Source organism: Streptomyces lydicus (assembly GCF_004125265.1).
Classification (GTDB): domain Bacteria; phylum Actinomycetota; class Actinomycetes; order Streptomycetales; family Streptomycetaceae; genus Streptomyces; species Streptomyces lydicus_C.
This window is the reverse complement of the sequence record NZ_RDTE01000003.1, coordinates 1,699,212-1,718,057: the sequence shown is the minus strand read 5'-3', so window position 1 is coordinate 1,718,057 and position 18,846 is coordinate 1,699,212. Positions and strand designations below refer to the sequence as shown.

Annotated in this window: 18 protein-coding genes; 9 read left to right on the top strand and 9 right to left on the bottom strand. The window is 74.3% G+C overall.

The features are described from left to right. Positions 1-154: 154 nt before the first annotated feature. From D9V36_RS10105 to D9V36_RS10095, 3 genes are read left to right on the top strand one after another with little or no spacing between them, the layout of a single operon-like run. Complete coding sequence (locus D9V36_RS10105) at positions 155-898, top strand: ABC transporter ATP-binding protein (protein ID WP_129293470.1); 744 nt, start codon at positions 155-157, stop codon at positions 896-898. 3 nt (positions 899-901) lie between these two features. Beyond that, the gene (locus D9V36_RS10100; protein ID WP_129293469.1) at positions 902-2,185 is read left to right on the top strand and encodes a DUF7224 domain-containing protein; all 1,284 of its coding nucleotides are present in this window, start codon (positions 902-904) and stop codon (positions 2,183-2,185) included. Next, positions 2,182-2,787, top strand: a complete 606-nt coding sequence (locus D9V36_RS10095; protein WP_129293468.1) for a hypothetical protein — start codon at positions 2,182-2,184, stop codon at positions 2,785-2,787. Before D9V36_RS10100 ends, D9V36_RS10095 begins: the two co-directional genes overlap by 4 nt. A gap of 54 nt (positions 2,788-2,841) precedes the next feature. Here D9V36_RS10095 and D9V36_RS10090 read toward each other — a convergent pair whose 3' ends face one another. The 4 genes from D9V36_RS10090 to D9V36_RS10075 all read right to left on the bottom strand — a co-directional run bounded on the left by D9V36_RS10090 (position 2,842) and on the right by D9V36_RS10075 (position 7,496). Next, positions 2,842-3,528: a class F sortase gene (locus D9V36_RS10090; RefSeq protein ID WP_129293467.1), complete on the bottom strand. Its 687-nt coding sequence runs from the start codon at positions 3,526-3,528 to the stop codon at positions 2,842-2,844. Positions 3,529-3,653: 125 nt separating this feature from the next. Continuing rightward, entirely contained in the window at positions 3,654-4,028 is a 375-nt protein-coding gene (locus tag D9V36_RS10085; protein ID WP_431357657.1) for a hypothetical protein, read from the bottom strand. Beyond that, the gene (locus tag D9V36_RS10080) at positions 4,025-5,314 is read right to left on the bottom strand and encodes a GAF domain-containing protein (protein WP_129293466.1); all 1,290 of its coding nucleotides are present in this window, start codon (positions 5,312-5,314) and stop codon (positions 4,025-4,027) included. Before D9V36_RS10080 ends, D9V36_RS10085 begins: the two co-directional genes overlap by 4 nt. Positions 5,315-5,852: 538 nt before the next feature. Further along, positions 5,853-7,496: an acyl-CoA dehydrogenase family protein gene (locus D9V36_RS10075; RefSeq protein ID WP_129293465.1), complete on the bottom strand. Its 1,644-nt coding sequence runs from the start codon at positions 7,494-7,496 to the stop codon at positions 5,853-5,855. A gap of 18 nt (positions 7,497-7,514) precedes the next feature. On the opposite strand from D9V36_RS10075, the gene D9V36_RS10070 reads away from it, so the two are divergent. Next, on the top strand, positions 7,515-8,657 hold the full coding sequence (locus D9V36_RS10070) for a YihY/virulence factor BrkB family protein (RefSeq protein WP_129293464.1): 1,143 nt from the start codon (positions 7,515-7,517) through the stop codon (positions 8,655-8,657). Between the two features lie 12 nt (positions 8,658-8,669). Here the strand turns inward: D9V36_RS10070 and D9V36_RS10065 are convergent, their stop codons facing one another. Further along, positions 8,670-9,674, bottom strand: coding sequence for a PP2C family protein-serine/threonine phosphatase (locus D9V36_RS10065; protein ID WP_129298312.1), 1,005 nt, complete (start codon positions 9,672-9,674; stop codon positions 8,670-8,672). A 433-nt stretch (positions 9,675-10,107) separates the two neighbouring features. Here D9V36_RS10065 and D9V36_RS10060 point away from each other — a divergent pair, with 433 nt between their 5' ends. The 4 genes from D9V36_RS10060 to D9V36_RS10045 all read left to right on the top strand — a co-directional run bounded on the left by D9V36_RS10060 (position 10,108) and on the right by D9V36_RS10045 (position 13,490). After that, positions 10,108-11,169 carry an NAD-dependent epimerase/dehydratase family protein gene (locus D9V36_RS10060; protein WP_129293463.1) on the top strand — a complete coding sequence of 354 codons (1,062 nt, stop codon included), beginning with the start codon at positions 10,108-10,110 and terminating at the stop codon, positions 11,167-11,169. A gap of 154 nt (positions 11,170-11,323) precedes the next feature. Then, the gene (locus tag D9V36_RS10055; protein ID WP_241720784.1) at positions 11,324-12,043 is read left to right on the top strand and encodes a glycosyltransferase family 2 protein; all 720 of its coding nucleotides are present in this window, start codon (positions 11,324-11,326) and stop codon (positions 12,041-12,043) included. Continuing rightward, positions 12,040-12,744: a TIGR04282 family arsenosugar biosynthesis glycosyltransferase gene (locus tag D9V36_RS10050; RefSeq protein ID WP_129293462.1), complete on the top strand. Its 705-nt coding sequence runs from the start codon at positions 12,040-12,042 to the stop codon at positions 12,742-12,744. The genes D9V36_RS10055 and D9V36_RS10050 overlap by 4 nt, the downstream gene beginning before the upstream one ends. After that, positions 12,741-13,490, top strand: a complete 750-nt coding sequence (locus tag D9V36_RS10045; protein ID WP_129293461.1) for a methyltransferase domain-containing protein — start codon at positions 12,741-12,743, stop codon at positions 13,488-13,490. The genes D9V36_RS10050 and D9V36_RS10045 overlap by 4 nt, the downstream gene beginning before the upstream one ends. Here D9V36_RS10045 and D9V36_RS10040 read toward each other — a convergent pair. Together D9V36_RS10040 and D9V36_RS10035 are read right to left on the bottom strand one after the other, a co-directional pair. Further along, entirely contained in the window at positions 13,421-13,885 is a 465-nt protein-coding gene (locus D9V36_RS10040) for a hypothetical protein (protein WP_129298310.1), read from the bottom strand. The genes D9V36_RS10045 and D9V36_RS10040 overlap by 70 nt on opposite strands. 251 nt (positions 13,886-14,136) lie before the next feature. Next, positions 14,137-15,468, bottom strand: a complete 1,332-nt coding sequence (locus tag D9V36_RS10035; protein ID WP_129293460.1) for a molybdopterin-dependent oxidoreductase — start codon at positions 15,466-15,468, stop codon at positions 14,137-14,139. Positions 15,469-15,742: 274 nt separating this feature from the next. Here D9V36_RS10035 and D9V36_RS10030 point away from each other — a divergent pair, with 274 nt between their 5' ends. Further along, positions 15,743-17,248 (top strand): hypothetical protein, encoded by a 1,506-nt coding sequence (locus tag D9V36_RS10030; protein ID WP_129293459.1) that lies wholly within the window; start codon positions 15,743-15,745, stop codon positions 17,246-17,248. A gap of 27 nt (positions 17,249-17,275) precedes the next feature. Here D9V36_RS10030 and D9V36_RS10025 read toward each other — a convergent pair whose 3' ends face one another. Continuing rightward, on the bottom strand, positions 17,276-17,533 hold the full coding sequence (locus D9V36_RS10025; protein ID WP_241720783.1) for a hypothetical protein: 258 nt from the start codon (positions 17,531-17,533) through the stop codon (positions 17,276-17,278). Further along, positions 17,533-18,846, bottom strand: coding sequence for a serine hydrolase domain-containing protein (locus D9V36_RS10020; protein WP_129293457.1), 1,314 nt, complete (start codon positions 18,844-18,846; stop codon positions 17,533-17,535). Before D9V36_RS10020 ends, D9V36_RS10025 begins: the two co-directional genes overlap by 1 nt.

The following is an 18,846-nucleotide window of genomic DNA, read 5'->3' as shown; positions in this document are numbered from 1 at the left end:
AGACCGATGCGCGAGAGACGGGTCCACGGAGAGACGGATCCGCGGATACCGGGACCCGCAGGGAGCCCCGACGCAATAATTGACGAAACATCGGCCGGGAGCGCGCACAGGGCTCCCGGCCGGTTTCTGTACGGCTCGCGACAGCAAGGATGGCATGTCTCTGCAATTCACCGGGTGCTCCTTCCGCTACGGCAGGAAGGTGCCCGTTCTCCACCGGCTCGATCTCTCCATCGATCACAGGGCAACCGTCCTCCTGGGGCCGAACGGCGCCGGCAAATCCACGCTCTTAGGTATCGCCGCCTCCTGGATATCCCCTACCGGAGGAACCGTGACGTGGAAGGGGATGGACCCCGGGCAGCGACCTGCCCGAGCGGCCTACCGCAAGGCCGTGGGCTGGCTCCCGCAGCACGTCACACCGATGCCGGGGCTCACGGTCCGGGAAAACGTCGCCTATATCGGCTGGTTGAAAGGCATGTCCCGCGCCGACGCCTGGGACCGGTCACGCGAGGCCCTGGGGCGGGTGAAGCTCGGCAGCCTGGCAGACCGCAAGAGCCACCAGCTCTCGGGCGGCCAGCTACGGCGCATGGGCATAGCGGGCACTCTCGTCCACGACAGCGAGGTCGTGCTGCTCGACGAGCCGACGGCGGGACTCGACCCCTCGCAGCGCCATATCTTCCGCGAGCTGGTGACCAGTCTGCTGGCCGACATCCAGGTCGTGGTCTCCACCCACCAGACCGAAGACCTCGACACCATGTACGACCACGTCGTCATCCTCGACAGAGGCCGGACCCGCTTCGAGGGCGACCCCGACACCTTCCTCGCCCTCGCCGCCCCCGGCACACCGGAAGGGCGACGCGCCGAAGGCGCTTACACCCAGCTGATCGCCCAGGAGGTGTGAGCCGTGCTCTGGCGTACTGTCGCGCGCTCCTCCTCCGCCACCTGGCTGGCTCCGTTGCTGGCGGCCTTCGTCGCCGTGCTGCTGTCGGACGACCTCGCCGCGTCGGTGACCCCCGGCTACTGGCCCAGCGCCGTGGGCGCCGCCACCTTCGCGCTGCCCTTCGTGGCCCCGGCCTGTGCGGCCGCCGGCGCCTGGGAGGGCGCACGCTTCACCCGCGGCAACGTCGCCGGCTGGGCCCCGGCCCGGTCGGGGCTCGCCGTCGCCCTCCCGCTGTTGGTGCCCGTCCTCGCTCTGGGCGCCCTCGGCATGGCGGTGGCCGTAGCGCTGACGATCTCCACGGCGCATCCTCGGGGCGGTATGCCACCGGTCGGCATGGCCCTCGTATGGCTGGTCGTGCTCGCCGCCCATGCCCTGGCCGGCTTCCTGCTCGGCAAGCGCCTCCCGCTGGTCGTGGCGGTCTCCCTGGCCCTGGTGCTCAGCTTCGTGGTGACCGCCTACCCGGCCGCCGTGGAACCCGTCTGGCTGCGCCACATGGTCACCGGCGGCATGACCTCCTGCTGCTCCCTCGGCCGAGCACCGGACTGGCAGGCCGCGGCCAGTGCCGCCGTGCTGGCCTGCGGCGTCATCGCGGCCGCTGCCCTGGCGCTGACCGCGACTGCCGTGCGCCTGCGCAGGGCCCTGATCGGTGCGGCACTGGTGGCCGGCCTGACCGGCAGCGGATTCCTTGCCCACGGTCTGCCCGCCGATCCGACGGTCACCCGGGCGGCCGGGCAGCTGCGGTGCGCCGGTGACCATCCGAGGGTGTGCCTGTGGCCGGAGCTCTCCGGCCGCGCAGGGATGGTCCGCCTCAACGCCGCCGAGGCACGTCGGCGTCTGCAACAGGCCGGTGTCGCCCTACCGGACACCCTCACCATGGAAGAGCATCCGGGCAAGGGGGAGGCGTCCATCGGCTCCTGGCCCGATCCCACACCGTCCGAGGTACGCACGGGAGTGGGTACGAGCCTGCTGCCCCCCGGCCCGCCTGCCTGTGCGCAGTCGGGCAGCCCGTATCCCGGCGACGACGCCTACGGCCCCACCGCGGCATGGCTCTCGCTCACCGCGGGTGCCGCTCTCGACGACATCGCCAGCCACTACGGCGCGAAGGAAACCGCCGTCGCCGCGGACGTCCGTCACGCGGGCAGTGACGAGCAGCTGGCGTGGTTCCGGCACAACAGCAAGGCCCTGCGGGACTGCACCACCCACCCCGCGCCCGTCCCCGCCCACCGGACCAGGGAGACGACACGATGATCTGGTGGCTCAAGGCCAGGAACGTCCCCGCAGTGCTGCCCGCCCTCTTCGCGGTCCACGTCATGGCGATCCTGGTGCGCCAGGAAGCCATCCCCGTACCCGCCGTGGCCGGCCCCTCCGGGCGGCTTCTGGTCACCCAGTTCCTGGGAGTCCTGCCGGTGGTGCTGCTCCTGCACGGGCTCGATCGCGGGGACACCCTCGCCGAGGAGGTGGCGTTGCGCCACAACGGTCGGCGCACCGTGGCGCTGTGCGTGACATTCGCCCTGCTGGCCCTCGTGACGGCGGCGGGAATCCAGCTGCTGTGGGACCGGCCCGAAGCCCTGTCCCTCGCCCGCAACTGTGCCGGCTTCCTCGGCAGTGCCCTCGTCGTCCGCGCCGTGCTGGGACCGGGTATCGCCGCGATCTGCGTCGCCGCGCTGCCCCTGGTGTGTGCCGCGGCCGGCCGCCGGCCGGGAGGATCGGCCCAGCCCTGGGCCTGGCCGATCCAGGAACCCCTCTCGTACCTGGGCGCCGGCGAAGCCGCTTTCCTCCTCGCCGTCGGCTGCGCGCTCGCCGCGTGGCGGAACCGCCCCGTGACCGATCCCTTCGCCCGCACCACCTGAGGAGTACGTTCGGCGGCCGGCCTCCGTCATCCGGCCTCCGTCATCCGGCCTCCGTCATCCCGGCTCTGCCATCCGGGCGAAGACCACCACGTTGCCCGCGTAGCCGGACCCCGCCTCGTAGGCGCCGCCGCAGGTCAGGACGCGCAGTTCGGGGCGTCCGGTGGGGCCGTAGACCTTCCGGGCGGGGAACTTCCGCTTGTCGAAGACCTGGATGCCGTAGACCTCGAAGACCGCGGTCCGCCCGTCCTCGCGGGTGACCCGGATCGTCCGGCCCTTCTCCAGGGCGCCCAGCCCGTAGAAGACGGCGGGCCCGCCGCGGGTGTCGACATGTCCGACGATGACGGCGGTGCCGTTCTCGCCCGGGGTCGGTGCGTGCGCGTACCAGCCCGCCAGCCGGGGGGCGTCGGCCGGCGGGCCCTCGATCCAGCCGTCCTTGTCCAGGCCCAGCGGCATCAGCGGGGCCGACACCTCGATCGACGGAATCGCCACCCGGGCGGGGGCGGAACGGGGCAGCGGCGGCGGCGCGGGGCCCTCGGGCGGGAGGTCGCCGGGGAAGAGGGCGGTGCCGGCCCCCGGCTGCGGCGGCCCGTCGGCCTCACCGGACACCCCCTGCCGCACCATGCCGATGCCGATGAGCCCGGCCAGCGCCAGCACGCCCCACCTGGGCCGGCGTGCGGCCGCCGGCTGCCCGGGGGGCGCTTCCGCCGCTTCCGCCGGTTCCGCCGGGTCCGTCGGGCTCATCGCTCACCTCCCGTGACCGCGCTTCCCGGGGCGCCCCTCGCGGGGTGCACGGTCCGCTGTCGGCACGCTAGGCGGGCGCCCCGGCAGCGGCGAGTGCAGACGGCCGAACGGCCCCCCCCGACCCGCTATTCGCCGTGGAACACCGCGTCGGCCAGCCGCTCGACCTGGTCCGGGTCCGGGGACCAGCAGTAGAGCATCACTTCGTCCGCGCCGATCGCACGGAACGCGGCCACCGCCTCGCGGATCTGCGGTCCGGTGGTGAGCAGTCCCCGCACGACGTGGTCGGTGTGGCTGCTCGGCCGGTAGTACGCATGCAGTTCCTCGCGGGCCCGGTCGAGGGTCGGCTCCGGGCCGAGGGCGACATTGACCTGGGCCAGCAGCCGGGGCCGGCCCGTACGGCCCTCCCCGTGGCCTTGGTGTCCGCCCGGACCTGCTGCCCGCCTCCCCCTGCCGTCCCCGGGTCTCTGCCGCCCAGCCCCGGGTCCCTGCCGCCCCGTCACCCCAGCCGCGCCGTCGCCACCGCGGGCGCCGAGGACTGCGGCAGCAGACGGTCGGGCCGCGGCGGCAGCAGGAGCTCCACCTCCACCCCGTCCGCGAAGCGGTACGGGCGGTGCGCCAGCACGCTCGTGAGATGGCGGCGCAGCCGGGACAGCTCGGCCCGTACCGTGACCGTACGGCTGTCGTCGCCGAAGAGGTCCCGGGCGAGTTCGGCGGCGCTGCGCCCCTGCGGATGCGCGGCGAGGACGAACAGCAGCTCGGCATGGCGCGGGGTCAGCTCGTGCGACCAGCTGCCGGCCGGTCCGCTGACGGTGACCGTCGAGCCGTCCCGGCCGCTGACGTCCAGCACCACCCGGCTCGGCCCGATGTCCCGTTCCCGGCCCCCGACCCGGATCAGCCAGCCGCCGGGTAACGGCTCCAGGGCACACCTGCCGTACCGCGGCAGCCACAGCGGCCCGGCCTCGGGCGCCTTGGGCAGCGCCACCCGGTCCGGCGGCGTCAGGCCCGTCACCCCCACGACCCAGCCGCTCGGGTCGACGGCCAGCGCCCGCCCGCCGATCCGCGCCAGCACCGGTGCCGCGCTCGACCGCAGCCGTTCCAGGGACAGATGGTGGCGGGTGCGCAGTTCGCCCTCGGCGAGCCGGGCGACGGCGGACACCAGTGAGAGTGTCATGGGGTGGAAGGAGGCCGCCGGGCCGCTGAGGTCCACCGTGCCCAGCAGGCGCCCGTCGCGCGGGTCGTGGAGCGGTGCCGCGGCGCATGTCCACTGGTGGTGGCTGCGGACGAAGTGCTCCGCGGAGTGCACGAGCACCGGCCGGCCGGCCACCAGTGCCGTGCCGATGGCGTTGGTGCCGACGACGTCCTCTGTCCAGTCGGCGCCCTTGTCGAAGCCCAGTCGGTCGGCCATCCGGCGGACCGGCGCGCTGCCCTCGCGCCACAGCACCCGGCCCTCGGCGTCGGTGACGACCATGATCTGCTGTGCGGCGTCGGCGGCCGGTAACAGCCCCTCACCGAGCATCGGCAGTACCCCCGCCAGCGGGGACATCTGCCGGCGCTGCTCCAACTCCGCTACCGACAGGGGGACTTGGGGGCGGTCCCGGTCCGGGTCGACGCCCGAGACCCGGACCCGGTGCCAGGATTCACCGATCACCGGGCGCGGTGACCCGGAACTCCGGCCCGGCGTGCTCTCGCCCGCGAGCACCGCCTCGCGGACCGTGGCGAGACGGTGTGCGGTGGCGCGGTTGTCCCGGTCCGACCAGATGGCGCCGTCGATCGCTCTGTCGCTCACGCTGTTCTCCGTACTGCCCGGTCCCTCGGGTGGTGCCCCTCATACGCTCATCGGTCCGTCCTGGAGCCGCCCATTGTCCCGGTCCGCCCGAGGGCGCTGCAACGCAGTGCAACCGTTGTCGCCCGGGCGGCGTTCCGGGGAGGGTGACCGAAGCGGCCGATGGCGTCTCGCCACCGCGGGTGCGCCGGTCACCCGTCGGGATGCCCGCCGGTGTCGCCGGAGATGCCATCGGCCGCCCTGCGCGACGTCGGCACGGTGCGGGAGGGGGCTCGGTTCCCGATGCCCCTGGACCGGGAGCGGAGCGGTGCCGTGTCGGCGCGGCACCGCTCCCCGACCGACGCGGCGGCGGCAACCCCCTGCCCCGTTGCCTCACGAGGCGATGCCCGGAGGCAACGGGGAGCCGCCGCCGCGCCGGGCCGTGCCACGTCGGGCCGGTGCCGCGCCGGGCGGCTCCCGTACCGGGCGGTGCCGCGCCGGGCCGCATCCGCATCAGGCCGGTGCCGCGCCGGGCCGCTCCCGCATCAGGCCGGTGCCGCGCTCAGTCGTCGGCCACCGGCCTGGCCCGCGCCACCACGGCCGCGAGATCCAGTGTGTGCGGCAGCGTCCCGAAGGCCGTGCCCGCGTCTCCGCCGAGCCGGCCGGCGCAGAACGCGTCCGCGACCTCGGGCGGCGCATGGCGCACCAGCAGCGACCCCTGGAGGACCAGTGCCATCCGCTCCGCCAGCCGCCGGGCCCGGGCCTCGATGCCCTCCAGGTCGGCGAGTTCGGTGAGCATCCCCGTGATCGCACGGTCCAGCCGGTGGTCCGCGCCCCGTGCCGCCCCGACCTCGGTCAGGAACGCGTTCAGTGCCTCGGGTTCGCGCCGCAGGGCCCGCAGGACGTCCAGCGCCTGGACATTGCCGGCGCCCTCCCAGATCGAGTTGAGCGGCGCCTCGCGCAGCAGCCGCGGCAGCCCCGACTCCTCCACGTAACCATTGCCGCCCAGGCACTCCAGCGCCTCGGTCACCAGCGGTGTGCAGCGCTTGGTCACCCAGTACTTCGCCACCGGCACCGCCAGCCGCAGAAAGTGCCGTTCCTGCTCGGTGCCGCCGTCGTACGCCGCCGCCAGCCGCAGCGCCAGGGTGGTCGCCGCCTCCGACTCCAGTGCCAGATCGGCCAGCACATTGCGCATCAGCGGCTTGTCGGCCAGCCGGTCCCCGAAGGCCTCCCGGTAGGTGGCGTGGTGCACCGCCTGGGCCACCGCCTGCCGCATCACCGCCGCCGAGGCACTGACACAGTCCAGCCGGGTCGCCGCGACCATCTCGATGAGGGTCGCCACCCCGCGTCCCTCCTCGCCGACCCGGCGCGCCCAGCTCTCCCCGTCGAACTCGACCTCAGCCGAGGCGTTCGAGCGGTTGCCGAGCTTGTCCTTGAGCCGCTGGATGCGGAAGGAGTTACGGCTGCCGTCCGGCAGCACCCGCGGCAGCAGAAAGCAAGTAAGCCCTCCCGGCGCGCGGGCCAGCACCAGGAAGGCGTCCGACATCGGCGCCGAGCAGAACCACTTGTGGCCGGTCAGGACGTATTCGCCGGCTGCGGCCAGCGGCTCGGCGCGGGTCGTCAGGGCCCGCAGGTCGCTGCCGCCCTGCTTCTCGGTCATGGCCATCCCGGCCAGCGCGCCGCCCTTCTCGGCGACCGGCCGCAGCTCGTGCTCGTACACCCGCGAGGTCAGCAGCGGTTCCCACTCGGCCGCCAGCGCGGGTTCGGCGCGCAGCGTGGGCACCGCCGCATGGGTCATCGACACCGGGCAGCCGTGCCCCGCCTCGGCCTGCGTCCACACGAGGAAGCCGGCGGTGCGGCGGACATGGCCGTCGGGGCGGGACCAGGCGCCGGTCAGGCCGGCCGTGACCGCATGGCCGAGCAGCCGGTGCCACGCCGGGTGGAACTCCACCTCGTCGATCCGGTGGCCGTAGCGGTCATGGGTGCGCAGGACGGGCGGGTGCGCGTTGGCCTGTTCGCCCCAGCGCCGGGCGTGCGCGGAGCCGGCCGCCTGTCCCAGTGTGCTGAGTTCTTCGCGTACCTCGTCGAGCCGGGCGTCGGCGACATACCGGGTGATGCCCTCGGTCAGGGCCGCGTCGCCGGCGAAGACGTCATATCCGACCAGCGGCGGAGGCTGGTTCGTGACCGTGTGAGTGGTGGCTGCCATGCCGGATACGGTAAGGAGGTGCAGCCGGCAAACGAACCAACCGAGCGGCCCGCGGGCCGTCTGACCAAGGCCCGAGCCCTCTACCGCAACGTCTCCAAACGCCGGCTGGCCTGGCTCCTGCTCAAGGACACCGTCAACTCCTGCATGAAGTACCGGGTCACCGGCCTGGCCGCCGAGGCCGCCTTCTGGAGCCTGCTGTCGCTGCCGCCGCTGATCCTGGGCCTCCTGGGCGTGCTCGGCTACACGAACGCCTGGATCGGGCACGACACCCTCGACAGCGTCCGCCGGCACATCCTCGGCGCGGCCGGCACCGTCCTGTCCGCCAAGGGCGTGAACGAGATCGCCCGGCCGCTGCTCAACGACGTCTTCACCGGCCGCCGCCCGGACGTCATCTCCCTCGGCTTCGCCATCGCCCTGTGGTCCGGGTCCCGGGCGATGAACGTCTTCGTCGACACCATCACCATCATGTACGGGCTCGACGGCCGGCGCGGCATCATCAAGACCCGGCTGCTGGCGTTCGCGCTGTACCTCGCCGCGCTGGTCGTCGGCGCGGTCGCGCTGCCGCTGATGGTCGCCGGGCCCGACACCGTCGTGAGCTGGCTGCCGGCCAGCGAGCACATCATCCGGGCGCTGTACTGGCCGGTCGTCCTGCTGCTGTCGGTCGCCTTCCTGACCACGCTCTACCACGCGTCCGTACCGGTCCGTTCGCCCTGGCCGGAGGACATTCCCGGTGCGGTGGTCGCGCTCGGCATGTGGGTGCTCGGCAGCTTCCTGCTGCGGCTCTACCTCACCTCGACGGTCGAGGGGCCCACCATCTACGGCTCACTGGCCGCTCCGGTCGCCGTACTGCTGTGGATCGGGGTGTCCGCCTTCGCGGTGCTGGTCGGGGCCGCGATGAACGCCTCACTCGACCGGGTGTGGCCGTCGGTCGCCACGGCCGCGGCCCGCGAGGAGGTCGCCCGGCGGGCGGCTGCCAAGGCGGAGGCGGCGGGGAGAGGAGCGGGTCCGGGCGCCGAGGAGGCGGGTGCCGCTGACGAGCAAGGGTCGTCGGCGGACGGGGGTGAGCACGGCGGCGGTGAGCACGGCGGCGACGGCGGCGAGAGCGGTGACCACGGCGAGGGGCGTGACCGCGGTGACGGCGGTGACCCCCGGCCCCGCTGACCTGACGCCGGTTCAGCGGGCCCCGCGGTAGCGGACCAGCAGCATCGCCGCGTCGTCGTGCAGCGGCCCCTCGGCATGCTCGACCAGGTCCTCGCGCACGGCGCGCAGCGCGGTCTCCGGGTCGGGGTCCTTCAGCAGCGCGGCGCGCTCGTCGAGGGGGTAGAAGCGGCCCGCCGTGTCGCGGGCCTCGGTGACGCCGTCGGTGTAGAAGAGCAGCTGGTCGCCGGGGGTGAACGGCACCTCGTAGGGGAGGGGCGTCACCGAGCCGTGCAGGCTCAGGCCGAGCGGGAGAGCGCGCTCGGGCGGCGCGGCGAAGGCCACCGAGCCGGTGGGGCGGACGACCAGCGGCGCCGGGTGACCGAAGTTCAGCAGGGTGGCCCGCGGACCGTCACCGATCTCGGCGAGCACCGCCGTGACGAACCGTTCGCCGGACAGATGGCGGTTCAGCGCCCGCTCGACCCGCTCGCCGACGGCCGGCAGATCCGGTTCGTCGTGGGCCGCCTCCCGGAAGGCACCCAGCACCACCGCCGCGCTCTCCACGGCCTCCAGCCCCTTGCCCTGCACATCGCCGACGATGATCCGCACCCCGGCGGGCGAGGTCACCACCTCGTACAGATCGCCGCCTATCCGGGCCTCGGCCACCGCCGAGGTGTAGGAGACCGCGATCCGCAGCGGGCCCGCGCCGCGCGGCACCGGGCGCAGCAGGACCCGCTGGGCGACCTCGGCGATGGAGCGGACGCTGGCCAGCTCCGCCTCGCGCCGCTGCCGCATCACCGCGGCGACCACTCCGGCCGCGGTCACCCCGGCCACCGACAGCAGCGCGGTCAGCCCGCGCCGGCTCTCGAACAGGCCGTTGTAGACGCCCAGACCGAGGCAGAGCACGAACGCCGTCAGCCCGACCACGGCGGTCCGCCGCCAGCCGCCGACCAGCCCGGCGAACGCCGGCCCCAGCGACACCAGCGGCAGGAACCCGACCCCCGGGCCCGCGGTGAGGTCGACCGTGGTGACCACGGCCATGACCGCGTAGGGAAGCGCGGGCAGCACCCGGGAGCCGGTGCGCTGCTCCCCGTTGTCCACGGCCAAGGTGTTCTCCGACGGTGTGAGGTGAGGTGGGTCAGAAGAGGTGGGGCGGACGAGGTGGGTCGAACGAGGTGGGTCGGACGAGTGAGGTGAGCGGGCGAAGGCGTGCCAGGTCGGACGAGGGCGGGCAAGGGGGCCGTCGGCCGTTGGAGTGTCCGAAAACAGCCTCTCGGCCCCCGACCTGAGCATAGGCAACATATGCCGTACCGAAATACCTCGAATGCGCCCTGTTACCGAATTGCAGTGGCCCGGACGGCGGTGCGGCGGTCGGCCGGGGCGGGCTCCGGACCGGGGCCGCGGATCTTACGGACCCATGACACGGCCGCTCATACACGGGCCGGAACGTCCCGGCCCGCTTAGCGTGACCGGCATGCGTGTACTGGTCACCGGCGGCGCCGGATTCATCGGATCGCAGGTCGTCGAGGCGCTCGTGGCGCGCGGGCACGAGCCCGTCGTGTTCGATGCGCTGCTGCCCTCGGCACACCCCGGGCCCCCGCCGCCGCGCCCGGGAGCGCGGCGCATCGTCGCCGACGTACGCGACCGCGCGGCGGTCGACGAGGCCCTGCGGGGCGTGCGGGCGGTCTGCCACCAGGCGGCGATGGTGGGCCTGGGCAAGGACTTCGCGGACGCGCCGGACTACGTCGGCTGCAACGACCTGGGCACCGCGGTGCTGCTGGCCGCGATGGCCGGGGCCGGGGTGCGCGAACTCGTGCTCGCGGGGTCGATGGTGGTCTACGGGGAGGGCCGCTACACCTGTCCCGTCCACGGGGTGGTGCGGCCCGGTCCGCGGGCGGTGGCCGAGCTGGACGCCGGACGGTTCGAGCCACGCTGCCCGCAGTGCGGCGCCGCCCTGCGGCCGGGGCTGGTCGGCGAGGACGCGCCCACCGATCCGCGCAATGTCTACGCGGCCACCAAGCTCGCCCAGGAACACCTGGCCGCCTCCTGGGCCCGCGCCACCGGCGGCCGGGCCGTCGCGCTGCGCTACCACAACGTCTACGGGCCCGGGATGCCGCGGGACACCCCGTACGCGGGGGTGGCCTCCTTCTTCCGTTCGGCGCTGGCCCGCGGCGAGGCGCCGACGGTCTACGAGGACGGCGGCCAGCGGCGGGACTTCGTCCACGTACGGGACGTCGCCACGGCCAACGTGGTCGCCCTGGAGGCGCTGCCGGACCGGGCGGCGGGCACCCTGACCGCGTACAACACCGGCAGCGGAGTGCCGCACACCGTCGGCGAGATGGCGCGGACCCTGGCCGAGGCGTGCGGCGGACCGGCGCCCGTGGTGACGGGGGAGTACCGGCTCGGCGACGTACGGCACATCACCGCCTCCTCGCAGCGGATCGGCGACGACCTCGGCTGGCGGGCGGCGACCGGGTTCACGGAGGGCATGCGGGAGTTCGCCCGGGAGGGGATGCGGGCGGCGCCGACGGGGTGACGCACGATGCCGTCCCCCCGGCACCTCCGCGGCCCTCGCCGTCCCGGGCCCCTACCGCTCTGCCGTCCCGCCACCCGCCGCCCCTCCGGCACCCCGCGTGCCACAGGAACCTCCACCCCCACCCCTCGTCCGCTTCTGATGCATAGGTGAAGGCGTGACCCACTCCCCTCCTCCCACCCTCCGCACCGCCTCGGTGGACGTCGTCCTGCCCTGTCTCGACGAGGCCGCCGCGCTGCCCTGGGTGCTGGCCCGGATCCCGGCCGGCTGGCGGGCGATCGTCGTGGACAACGGCTCCACCGACGGCTCGGCCGATATCGCCCGCGGTCTGGGCGCCACCGTGGTGCACGAACCGCGCCGCGGGTTCGGCGCCGCCTGCCATGCCGGACTGCTGGCCGCCGACGCCGACATCGTCTGCTTCTGCGACTGCGACGCCTCCCTCGACCCGGCGCTGCTCACCCCGTTCGTCCGCGCGGTCCGCGAGGGTGCGAGCGACCTGGTGCTGGGCCGCCGCCGCCCACAAGGACGCGGCGCCTGGCCGCCGCACGCCCGGCTCGGCAACTTCGCCCTCGCCCATATGCTGCGCCGCCGTACCGGACTGCGGCTGCACGACCTCGGCCCGCTGCGCGCCGCCCGGCGTACCGAACTGCTCGGCCTCGGTCTCACCGACCGCCGCAGCGGCTACCCCCTGCAGATGGTCGTCCGGGCCGCCGACGCGGGCTGGCGGGTCGACGAACGCGACGTGCCCTACCGGCCGCGCACCGGCCGTTCCAAGGTCACCGGCACCTGGCGCGGCACCTGGCACGCGGTGCGCGATATGCGCACCGTCCTGCACCAGCCCCCGCTCCCGTCCCGTACCGAGGAGACCGCCCGATGACCGCACCCGCCCACCGTCCCGAGCGTCCGGAGCGATCTGAACGACCTGAACGACCTGAACGACCCGGGCCGACGGCGCTCCTGGTCATCGCCAAGGAACCGGTGCCCGGCCGGGTCAAGACCCGCCTCACCCCGCCCTTCACCCCCGACGAGGCCGCCGAGCTGGCCGAGGCCGCGCTGTACGACACCCTCCGGGCCGTACGCGCCACACCCGCCCGGCGGCGGGTGGTCGTCCTCGACGGCCGCCCGGGGGACTGGCTGCCGGACGGCTTCGAGGTCCGGCAGCAGGGGTCCGGCGGCCTCGACGAACGGCTCGCCGCGGCCTTCGCCGGCAGCACGGGTCCGACCCTGCTCATCGGCATGGACACCCCGCAGGTCACCCCGCGACTCCTCGCCCCCGCACTGGACTTCGACGCCTGGGACGACTGCGACGCCTGGTTCGGCGCGGCCGAGGACGGCGGATTCTGGGCGCTCGGCCTGGCCGTCCCCGACCCCCGGCTGCTGCGCGGCGTCCCGATGTCCACCAGCCGCACCGGCGCCGCCCAGCGCGCGCGGCTGACCGGCGCCGGGCTCCGGGTGCGGGACCTGCCGCCGTTGCGGGACGTCGACACCGCCGGCGACGCGGAGCGGGTCGCGGCCGCGGCCCCCGCCGGACGGTTCGCCGCCACCCTCGCCCGCTTGACCCCCGTCACCGGCCGATGAGCACCGCCCTGCCGCCCACGGCACGGACCGACCGGTGCGACACCGTCACCTGGGGCGCCGACCCGTACGCCGATGCGCTGCGCCGCGGCCGCGGCCCGCTCTTCCTGCGGCGCAGCGACGGCTGGCTGCTGCCGCTGGAGGTCGAGCGCTGGTGCGCCGGGGCGGACGCCGCCGATCTGTCGGCGCTGCACCGCTGTGAGGGCGCCGTCCTCGACATCGGCTGCGGCCCCGGCCGGCTGGTCGCCGCGCTCGCCGCCCAGGGCAGGCGGGCGCTCGGTATCGACGTCAGCGCGGCCGCGGTGGCCCGCACCGCGGCGGCCGGCGGCTCCGCGCTGCACCGCTCGGTCTTCGACTCCCTTCCGGAGGAGGGGAGTTGGGGCACCGCCCTGCTCCTCGACGGCAACATCGGCATCGGCGGTGACCCGTACGCCCTGCTCACCCGCACCGCGGAACTGGTCGGCCGGCCCGGTCTGCTGATCGTGGAGACCACCGCGGCGGACCTCGACGAGCAGGTCCAGGTCCGGGTGGAGCGGGGAGACCTCCCGGGCCCGGGGGAGCGGCCCACGCCGGGCGAGCCGTTCCCCTGGGCCCGGGTCGGTGCCCCCGCGCTGCTGCGCTACGCGGACGCCGCCGGCTGGGCCCCCGTCGAGCAGTGGACCGTCACGGACCGGGCCGGTCAGCGGCCGGACGCCGAACGCTGCTTCGTCTCACTGCGCCGCCGCGGCGCCCCGCGCAGCCGCCGCTGAACCGTACGGACCAGCAGCCACAGGGCGGACAGCGCGCACAGCCCGGCGGTGACCAGCAGCCAGCGCGTCAGGAACACCCCGCCGGGCAGCCGCGTCGTGGCCTCGTAGTGCGCGGACGGGCCGCCGCCCGCCGAGCCCGCGATCAGCGGGAACCACACCAGCAACAGCAATCCGGACAGCGCGGCGGGCACCCGGACATACCCGGTCCGGGCCCGGTGCGGCCCGCTCCCCGCGGTCCAGCGGACCACCACGCGGTCGGCGAGCGCATACAGCGGCAGCAACACCAGATCGTGCAGCAGCGCCGCCCCGGCGAACCAGGCGAGTACCAGCGGCCACTGCCCGCCGGCCAGCAGCCGCACCCCCGCGTAGCCGGTGAGGGCGAACGAGGCGAGCATCAGCAGCAGGTGCAGCGGCCCCTCGCCGTAGCGGCGGGGGAGGCGCAGCGCCCCGAGCGCCCGTACCGCCCGTTCCCGTACCGCCCGTTCCCGCACGGCCGGCTGCCTGGTCCCCACCGCCCCTTCCCGCACGGCCGGCTGCCTGGTCCCCGCCGCCCGTTCCCGCAGGGCCTGTTGACGGTCCCGGCCCGTCCGTTCCCGCACAGCCGGCTGCCTCCTGCGCGCCCGTACCCGCACCCGTACCCGCACGCTCACCACTCCCCGAACGTCAGCCGTGCGACCCACTTGGTCTGGAGCACCCCGGGAGCCGCCGGGACGATGATCCGCGCCGGATAGCCGTGGTCGGCGGACAGCTCGGCGCTGCCCACCCGCAGCGCGAGCAGCGAGGACGGATCGCGCACCTGGTTGTCGCGCAGCGCGGCCCGGCGGAACGCGCCGTGCAGCTGAAGCGACTCCACCAGCACACCGGGGGGCCGTTCACCGAGCCCCACCAGCGCGGCGAGGTCCCGCAGCCGCACCCCGCTCCACTGCTGATCGCCCGTCGACCAGCCCTCGACACAGGCGATCGGCAGCGCCGCCGTGTGCTGGGGCAGGGCCAGCAGCTCGGCGCGGCCGAGCCGCACCCGCCGTCCGCCGCCCTCGATCGTCAACCGCCAGTCGTCTCCCGTGTCCTGGTCCCTGATGCCGACGGCCGCGGCGGTCTTGTTGATCTGGAAGCCGTTCGGGCCGCTGCCCGGTTCCTGGCCCCCGTGCGGCGCCAGCAGGGCCGTCCGCCGCCACCATCCGCCGACGCTCTGCCCGGCGGTCGTCGTGAACAGCAGCAGCGAACCGGCGCCGACCAGGCCCAGCGCTCCCCGCCGGGTCACCGTCGGCCGGTCCGGCCGGGCCGCCACCAGCCCGGTGTCATCGGCCGCCGGTTCCGGGTCGGTGCGCTCGCGCAACGCCCGTACGGTCCGCGGCAGTCGCAGCACCACATGGACGGCGAAGGCGCCCATGAACACCCACGCGCCGTAGAAGTGCAGCGGATAGAACGACCCGGGGAAGACGTACTCCAGCTGGATGTTGAGGATGCCGGTGACGAACTCGAAGAGCGCCCCGCCGACCAGCAACAGCAGGGAGAGCCGTTCCAGCGCATGGCCGAGAGACCGGGCCGGCGGCAGGGTGAAGAGCTTGGGGATCACCGACCACAACTTCGCCAGCAGCACGGGCACCAGCGCGATCCCGACGGTGACGTGCAGCCCCTGGGTGAGCCGGTAGAGCCAGGAGGGGCCGGTCGGCCAGCTGAAGAGGTAGAAGCCCAGCAGGCCTTTGCCGGGCGTCTTGTCGTTGACCCCGCCGGCCAGATCCGGGTTGTACGCGGCGTACGACAGCAGACCGGTCACGAACAGCAGGGTGATCCCGGCCAGCAGGACGACGCCGAGCAGCGCGGTCAGCCGCGGACCGCGCAGCGGACTGCGCCAGACGGACGGCGATGCCGGGGAAGGGGGAGCGGGAGGGGACGAAGAAGGAGAGGAGGGAGAGGAGGGAGAGGAGGGAGAGGAGGGAGGAGAAGGAGGAGAAGGGCGCGGGGGAGGGGCACTCATGGTGTGTCCTTGGCGATTGGCGCGACGAGGGTCCGCCGCCTGGCCTGTCCGGCGCTCGGGGCCGGAGGGGCGTGGCTTCGACGGTATGCCGCGAGGGGGGCGACGAACGGGCCCTGACGCATGACGAAACTCTGACGTCGCACTCCGACGTCGCACTCCGACGTCGCAGGGCAGGAGCGCCCTCCGCCGACCGGGCCCCGGGGAAATCTGACGGAACGATGACGCCGCTGCCGCCACACGGCCGTTGCCGCCGAACGGCGCCTAGCGTGCCGCTGTGACCTCCCGTGCGACCCACCGTCCGGCCTCGCAGCCGGACTCCTGTCCGTCTCCCCGTCCGACCTCCCGCCCGTCGCCCCGCCCGGCTCCCGAAGGCCCGGCTCCCGAAGGCCCCGCCGCGGAACGCGCCGCGCACCGCCGCGATCTGCTGGCCGCCGCGGGCGCCGCCCTCCTTGTCGTGGTGGCCGCGCTGGTCGGCACCGTCATCGAGCGCGCCAACGGCAGCTTGCACGTCAACTGGCCCCCGCTGTACGCCTCGTGGTCCCCGCACCTGGGCCCCGGCACCCCCGCCGCGCTCGCGGTCGCCGTCCTGGTGATCGTCCACGGGCCGTCCCTCGCGGCCCGGTTGTCCTGGCGCCGCCTCGTCCTGTCGGGCTGGGCCGCCGCGCTGGCGTGGACGGGGGCGCTGGCGCTGATAGACGGCTGGCGCACCGGCATCGCCGGCCGGCTCACCACCGCCTACGAATACCTCACGGTCATCCGCCGCTTCGACGACCTCGGCCCGGCGCTGCGCGACTTCACCCACCACATCCTCAACAACGCGCCGGACCACTGGCCCGCCCATGTCGCCGGGCATCCACCGGCCGCCGTCCTCACCTTCGTCGGCCTGGACCGGATCGGCCTGGGCGGGGGCGGCTGGGCCGGCATCTGGTGCCTCACGGCCGGCACCTCCGCCGTGGCCGCGGTCCTCATCGCGCTGCGCGCCCTCACCGACGAGCCGACCGCCCGCCGGGCCGCGCCGTTCCTCGTGCTGACCCCGGCCGCCGTCTGGGTGGGCACCTCGGCGGACGGTTACTTCGCGGCCGTCGCCGCCTGGTCCCTGGCGCTCCTCGCCCTCGCGGCCACCCACCCCGCTCTCCCCCGGCTACCGCTGAGGGGCGCCTCCGTCCCGGCTGCCGCCGCCCTCGCCTCCGGGCTCCTCCTCGGCCTGACCTGCTATCTCTCCTACGGTCTCACCCTGATCGCGTTGATCGCCGCGGCGATCTTGCTGCTCACCCGCACCGCACGGCCGCTGCCCTTCCTGGCGGCCGGGGCGCTGGCCGTCGCGGCCGTGTTCACCCTCGCCGGATTCCGCTGGTGGGAGGGGTATCAGCTGCTGGTCGAGCGCTACTACCAGGGCGCCGCCGCGGTCCGCCCTTACGCCTACTGGGTATGGGCCAATCCCGCCTGCACCGTCCTGCTCATCGGCCCGGCGACGGTGGCGGCTCTGCGCCGCACCCTCACGGCCGTCCCCACCGCCCTGCGGGGGCTCGCCCCGTCCGCCGGACCACTGCGTGCGCCCACCGCCCGGCTGGCCGTCCTCCTGGCGGCCGTACTGCTCGCCGTGCTGACCGCCGACCTCTCCGGGATGAGCAAGGCGGAGACCGAACGCATCTGGCTGCCGTTCGCCGTCTGGCTGCCGGCCGCCTGCGCACTGCTGCCCACGGCCCGGCACCGCCCCTGGCTGGCCGCGCAGGCCGTACTGGCACTGCTGCTCAACCACCTTCTGCACACCGGGTGGTGACGGATCGTCAGCTAGAGGTGAGGGGAGTCAGGCGAGGTAGGGGCGGGTCGAGTTGACCCGGCCGGGGCGCAGGATGCGGATCGGGCCGAGATTGCACGACGGGCAGTCGGTCAGAGTCAGCGGGGAGCGGACCCGGGAGCCCCGGGCGAAGTAGTCGGCCCGGCGGTGGCCGGCCAGATCCGTGGTGTGCCGGATCTCGTACTCCTCCTCCCAGCCGTGTCCACAGTGCAGACAGACGAATGCATAGGCCTCGTGAACCGTCTCGGTGTCCCGTTCCATGGTCATCACGCCCTCTCGGGCCCGCCGCGCCCGCGCCGGGCCGGATGCATACCGCACTTCCCATTATTGCGCTCTGCATCGGGGTTCGCGGGGCCGGATCGGGGACGGATTTCCGGGCCGGCGCCCGGCCGCCGGGTCTGTGCCAAGGCCCGGTACACCGCCCGGACCAGGCCGCGGTTGCGCGGGTCGTCGCCGGTCGTGCCACCGCCGTACTTGTTCATGGTGTACGCGAAGGACAGCCGGTTTTCCGGATCCGCGAAGGCGTACGAGCCGCCCGCGCCACCGTGTCCGAACGCCCCGGGGTTGGGGCCCGCCTGGCCCCGGTGGTTGAGCATGTAGCCGAGGCCCCAGTGGTGTTCATGGCCCGCGGGGGCGAGCGCGTCGATCGTCAGATCACGTTCGCCCGGCAGGCTCTGCGACCGGCGCATCGCCTCCAGGGTGCCGGTCCCGACGAGCTTGCCGCCCGCCAGCGCGCCGTACACGGTCGCCAGCCCGTGGGCACTGGCATGGGCATTGCCCGCCGGGATCTCGGCCGACCGGTAGGCGGCACTGTTGACATCGCCGGTGGGGAGGGACAGCAGCGCCAGCATCACCACGGCGAGCGGATGGTCCGCGAGCGTGCGGAACGGCGGCTTCGGTACGCCGGGAAACTGCGCCGTGATCCGTGCCTCGTCCAGCCGCCCGACCATGTCCGCACAGCGGGCGTGCTCCTGGGCGGGGGTGCCGATGAACACCCGCGCGCCCAGCGGCCCGGTGATCTCGCTGCGCAGGAACATGCCGAGGGACTGCCCGGTGATCCGCCGTACGACCTCGCCCACCAGGTATCCGAAGGTCACCGCGTGGTAGCCCTGCGCGGTGCCCGGCTCCCACCACGGCTCGGTCGCCGCCAGGGCGGCGCACACCCGGTCCCAGTCGTAGGCGCACCCCTCGGGGAGCGGCACCCGGGGTGCGATCAGACCGGCGCGGTGGCTGAGCAGCCAGCGGACGGGGATGTCCTGCTTGCCGGCCTGCCCGAACTCGGGCCAGTACCGGACCACCGGCGCGTCGATGTCCAACTCGCCACGGTCCGCGAGGAGATGGGCGCACAGTGCGGTCATCCCCTTGGACGTCGAGTAGACGTTCACGAGGGTGTCGTGCTCCCAGGCGCGGGTCCCGGCGGCGTCCGCATGGCCGCCCCACAGGTCGACCACCGCCTCGCCCTCCACGGTCACCGTGACCGCCGCGCCGATATCGCCGTGCTCGCGGAAGTTCCGTTCGAACGCGTCCCGTACGCCGGTGAAGCCCGGTGCGCAGTGGCCGTCGACGGTGGCTGATCCCAC

What these genes read in the sequence shown, in the direction of transcription:
- D9V36_RS10065 (WP_129298312.1), bottom strand. Translation starts at nt 9,674, where the DNA reads ATGGCCGTGGTCACCACGGTCGACCTCACCGCGGGCCCGGGGGTCGGG.
- D9V36_RS10035 (WP_129293460.1), bottom strand. Translation starts at nt 15,468, where the DNA reads ATGAGTGCCCCTCCCCCGCGCCCTTCTCCTCCTTCTCCTCCCTCCTCT.
- D9V36_RS10075 (WP_129293465.1), bottom strand. Translation starts at nt 7,496, where the DNA reads ATGGCAGCCACCACTCACACGGTCACGAACCAGCCTCCGCCGCTGGTC.
- D9V36_RS10105 (WP_129293470.1), top strand. Translation starts at nt 155, where the DNA reads ATGTCTCTGCAATTCACCGGGTGCTCCTTCCGCTACGGCAGGAAGGTG.
- D9V36_RS10040 (WP_129298310.1), bottom strand. Translation starts at nt 13,885, where the DNA reads ATGCTCGCCTCGTTCGCCCTCACCGGCTACGCGGGGGTGCGGCTGCTG.
- D9V36_RS10025 (WP_241720783.1), bottom strand. Translation starts at nt 17,533, where the DNA reads ATGACCATGGAACGGGACACCGAGACGGTTCACGAGGCCTATGCATTC.
- D9V36_RS10060 (WP_129293463.1), top strand. Translation starts at nt 10,108, where the DNA reads ATGCGTGTACTGGTCACCGGCGGCGCCGGATTCATCGGATCGCAGGTC.
- D9V36_RS10095 (WP_129293468.1), top strand. Translation starts at nt 2,182, where the DNA reads ATGATCTGGTGGCTCAAGGCCAGGAACGTCCCCGCAGTGCTGCCCGCC.
- D9V36_RS10045 (WP_129293461.1), top strand. Translation starts at nt 12,741, where the DNA reads ATGAGCACCGCCCTGCCGCCCACGGCACGGACCGACCGGTGCGACACC.
- D9V36_RS10050 (WP_129293462.1), top strand. Translation starts at nt 12,040, where the DNA reads ATGACCGCACCCGCCCACCGTCCCGAGCGTCCGGAGCGATCTGAACGA.
- D9V36_RS10090 (WP_129293467.1), bottom strand. Translation starts at nt 3,528, where the DNA reads ATGAGCCCGACGGACCCGGCGGAACCGGCGGAAGCGGCGGAAGCGCCC.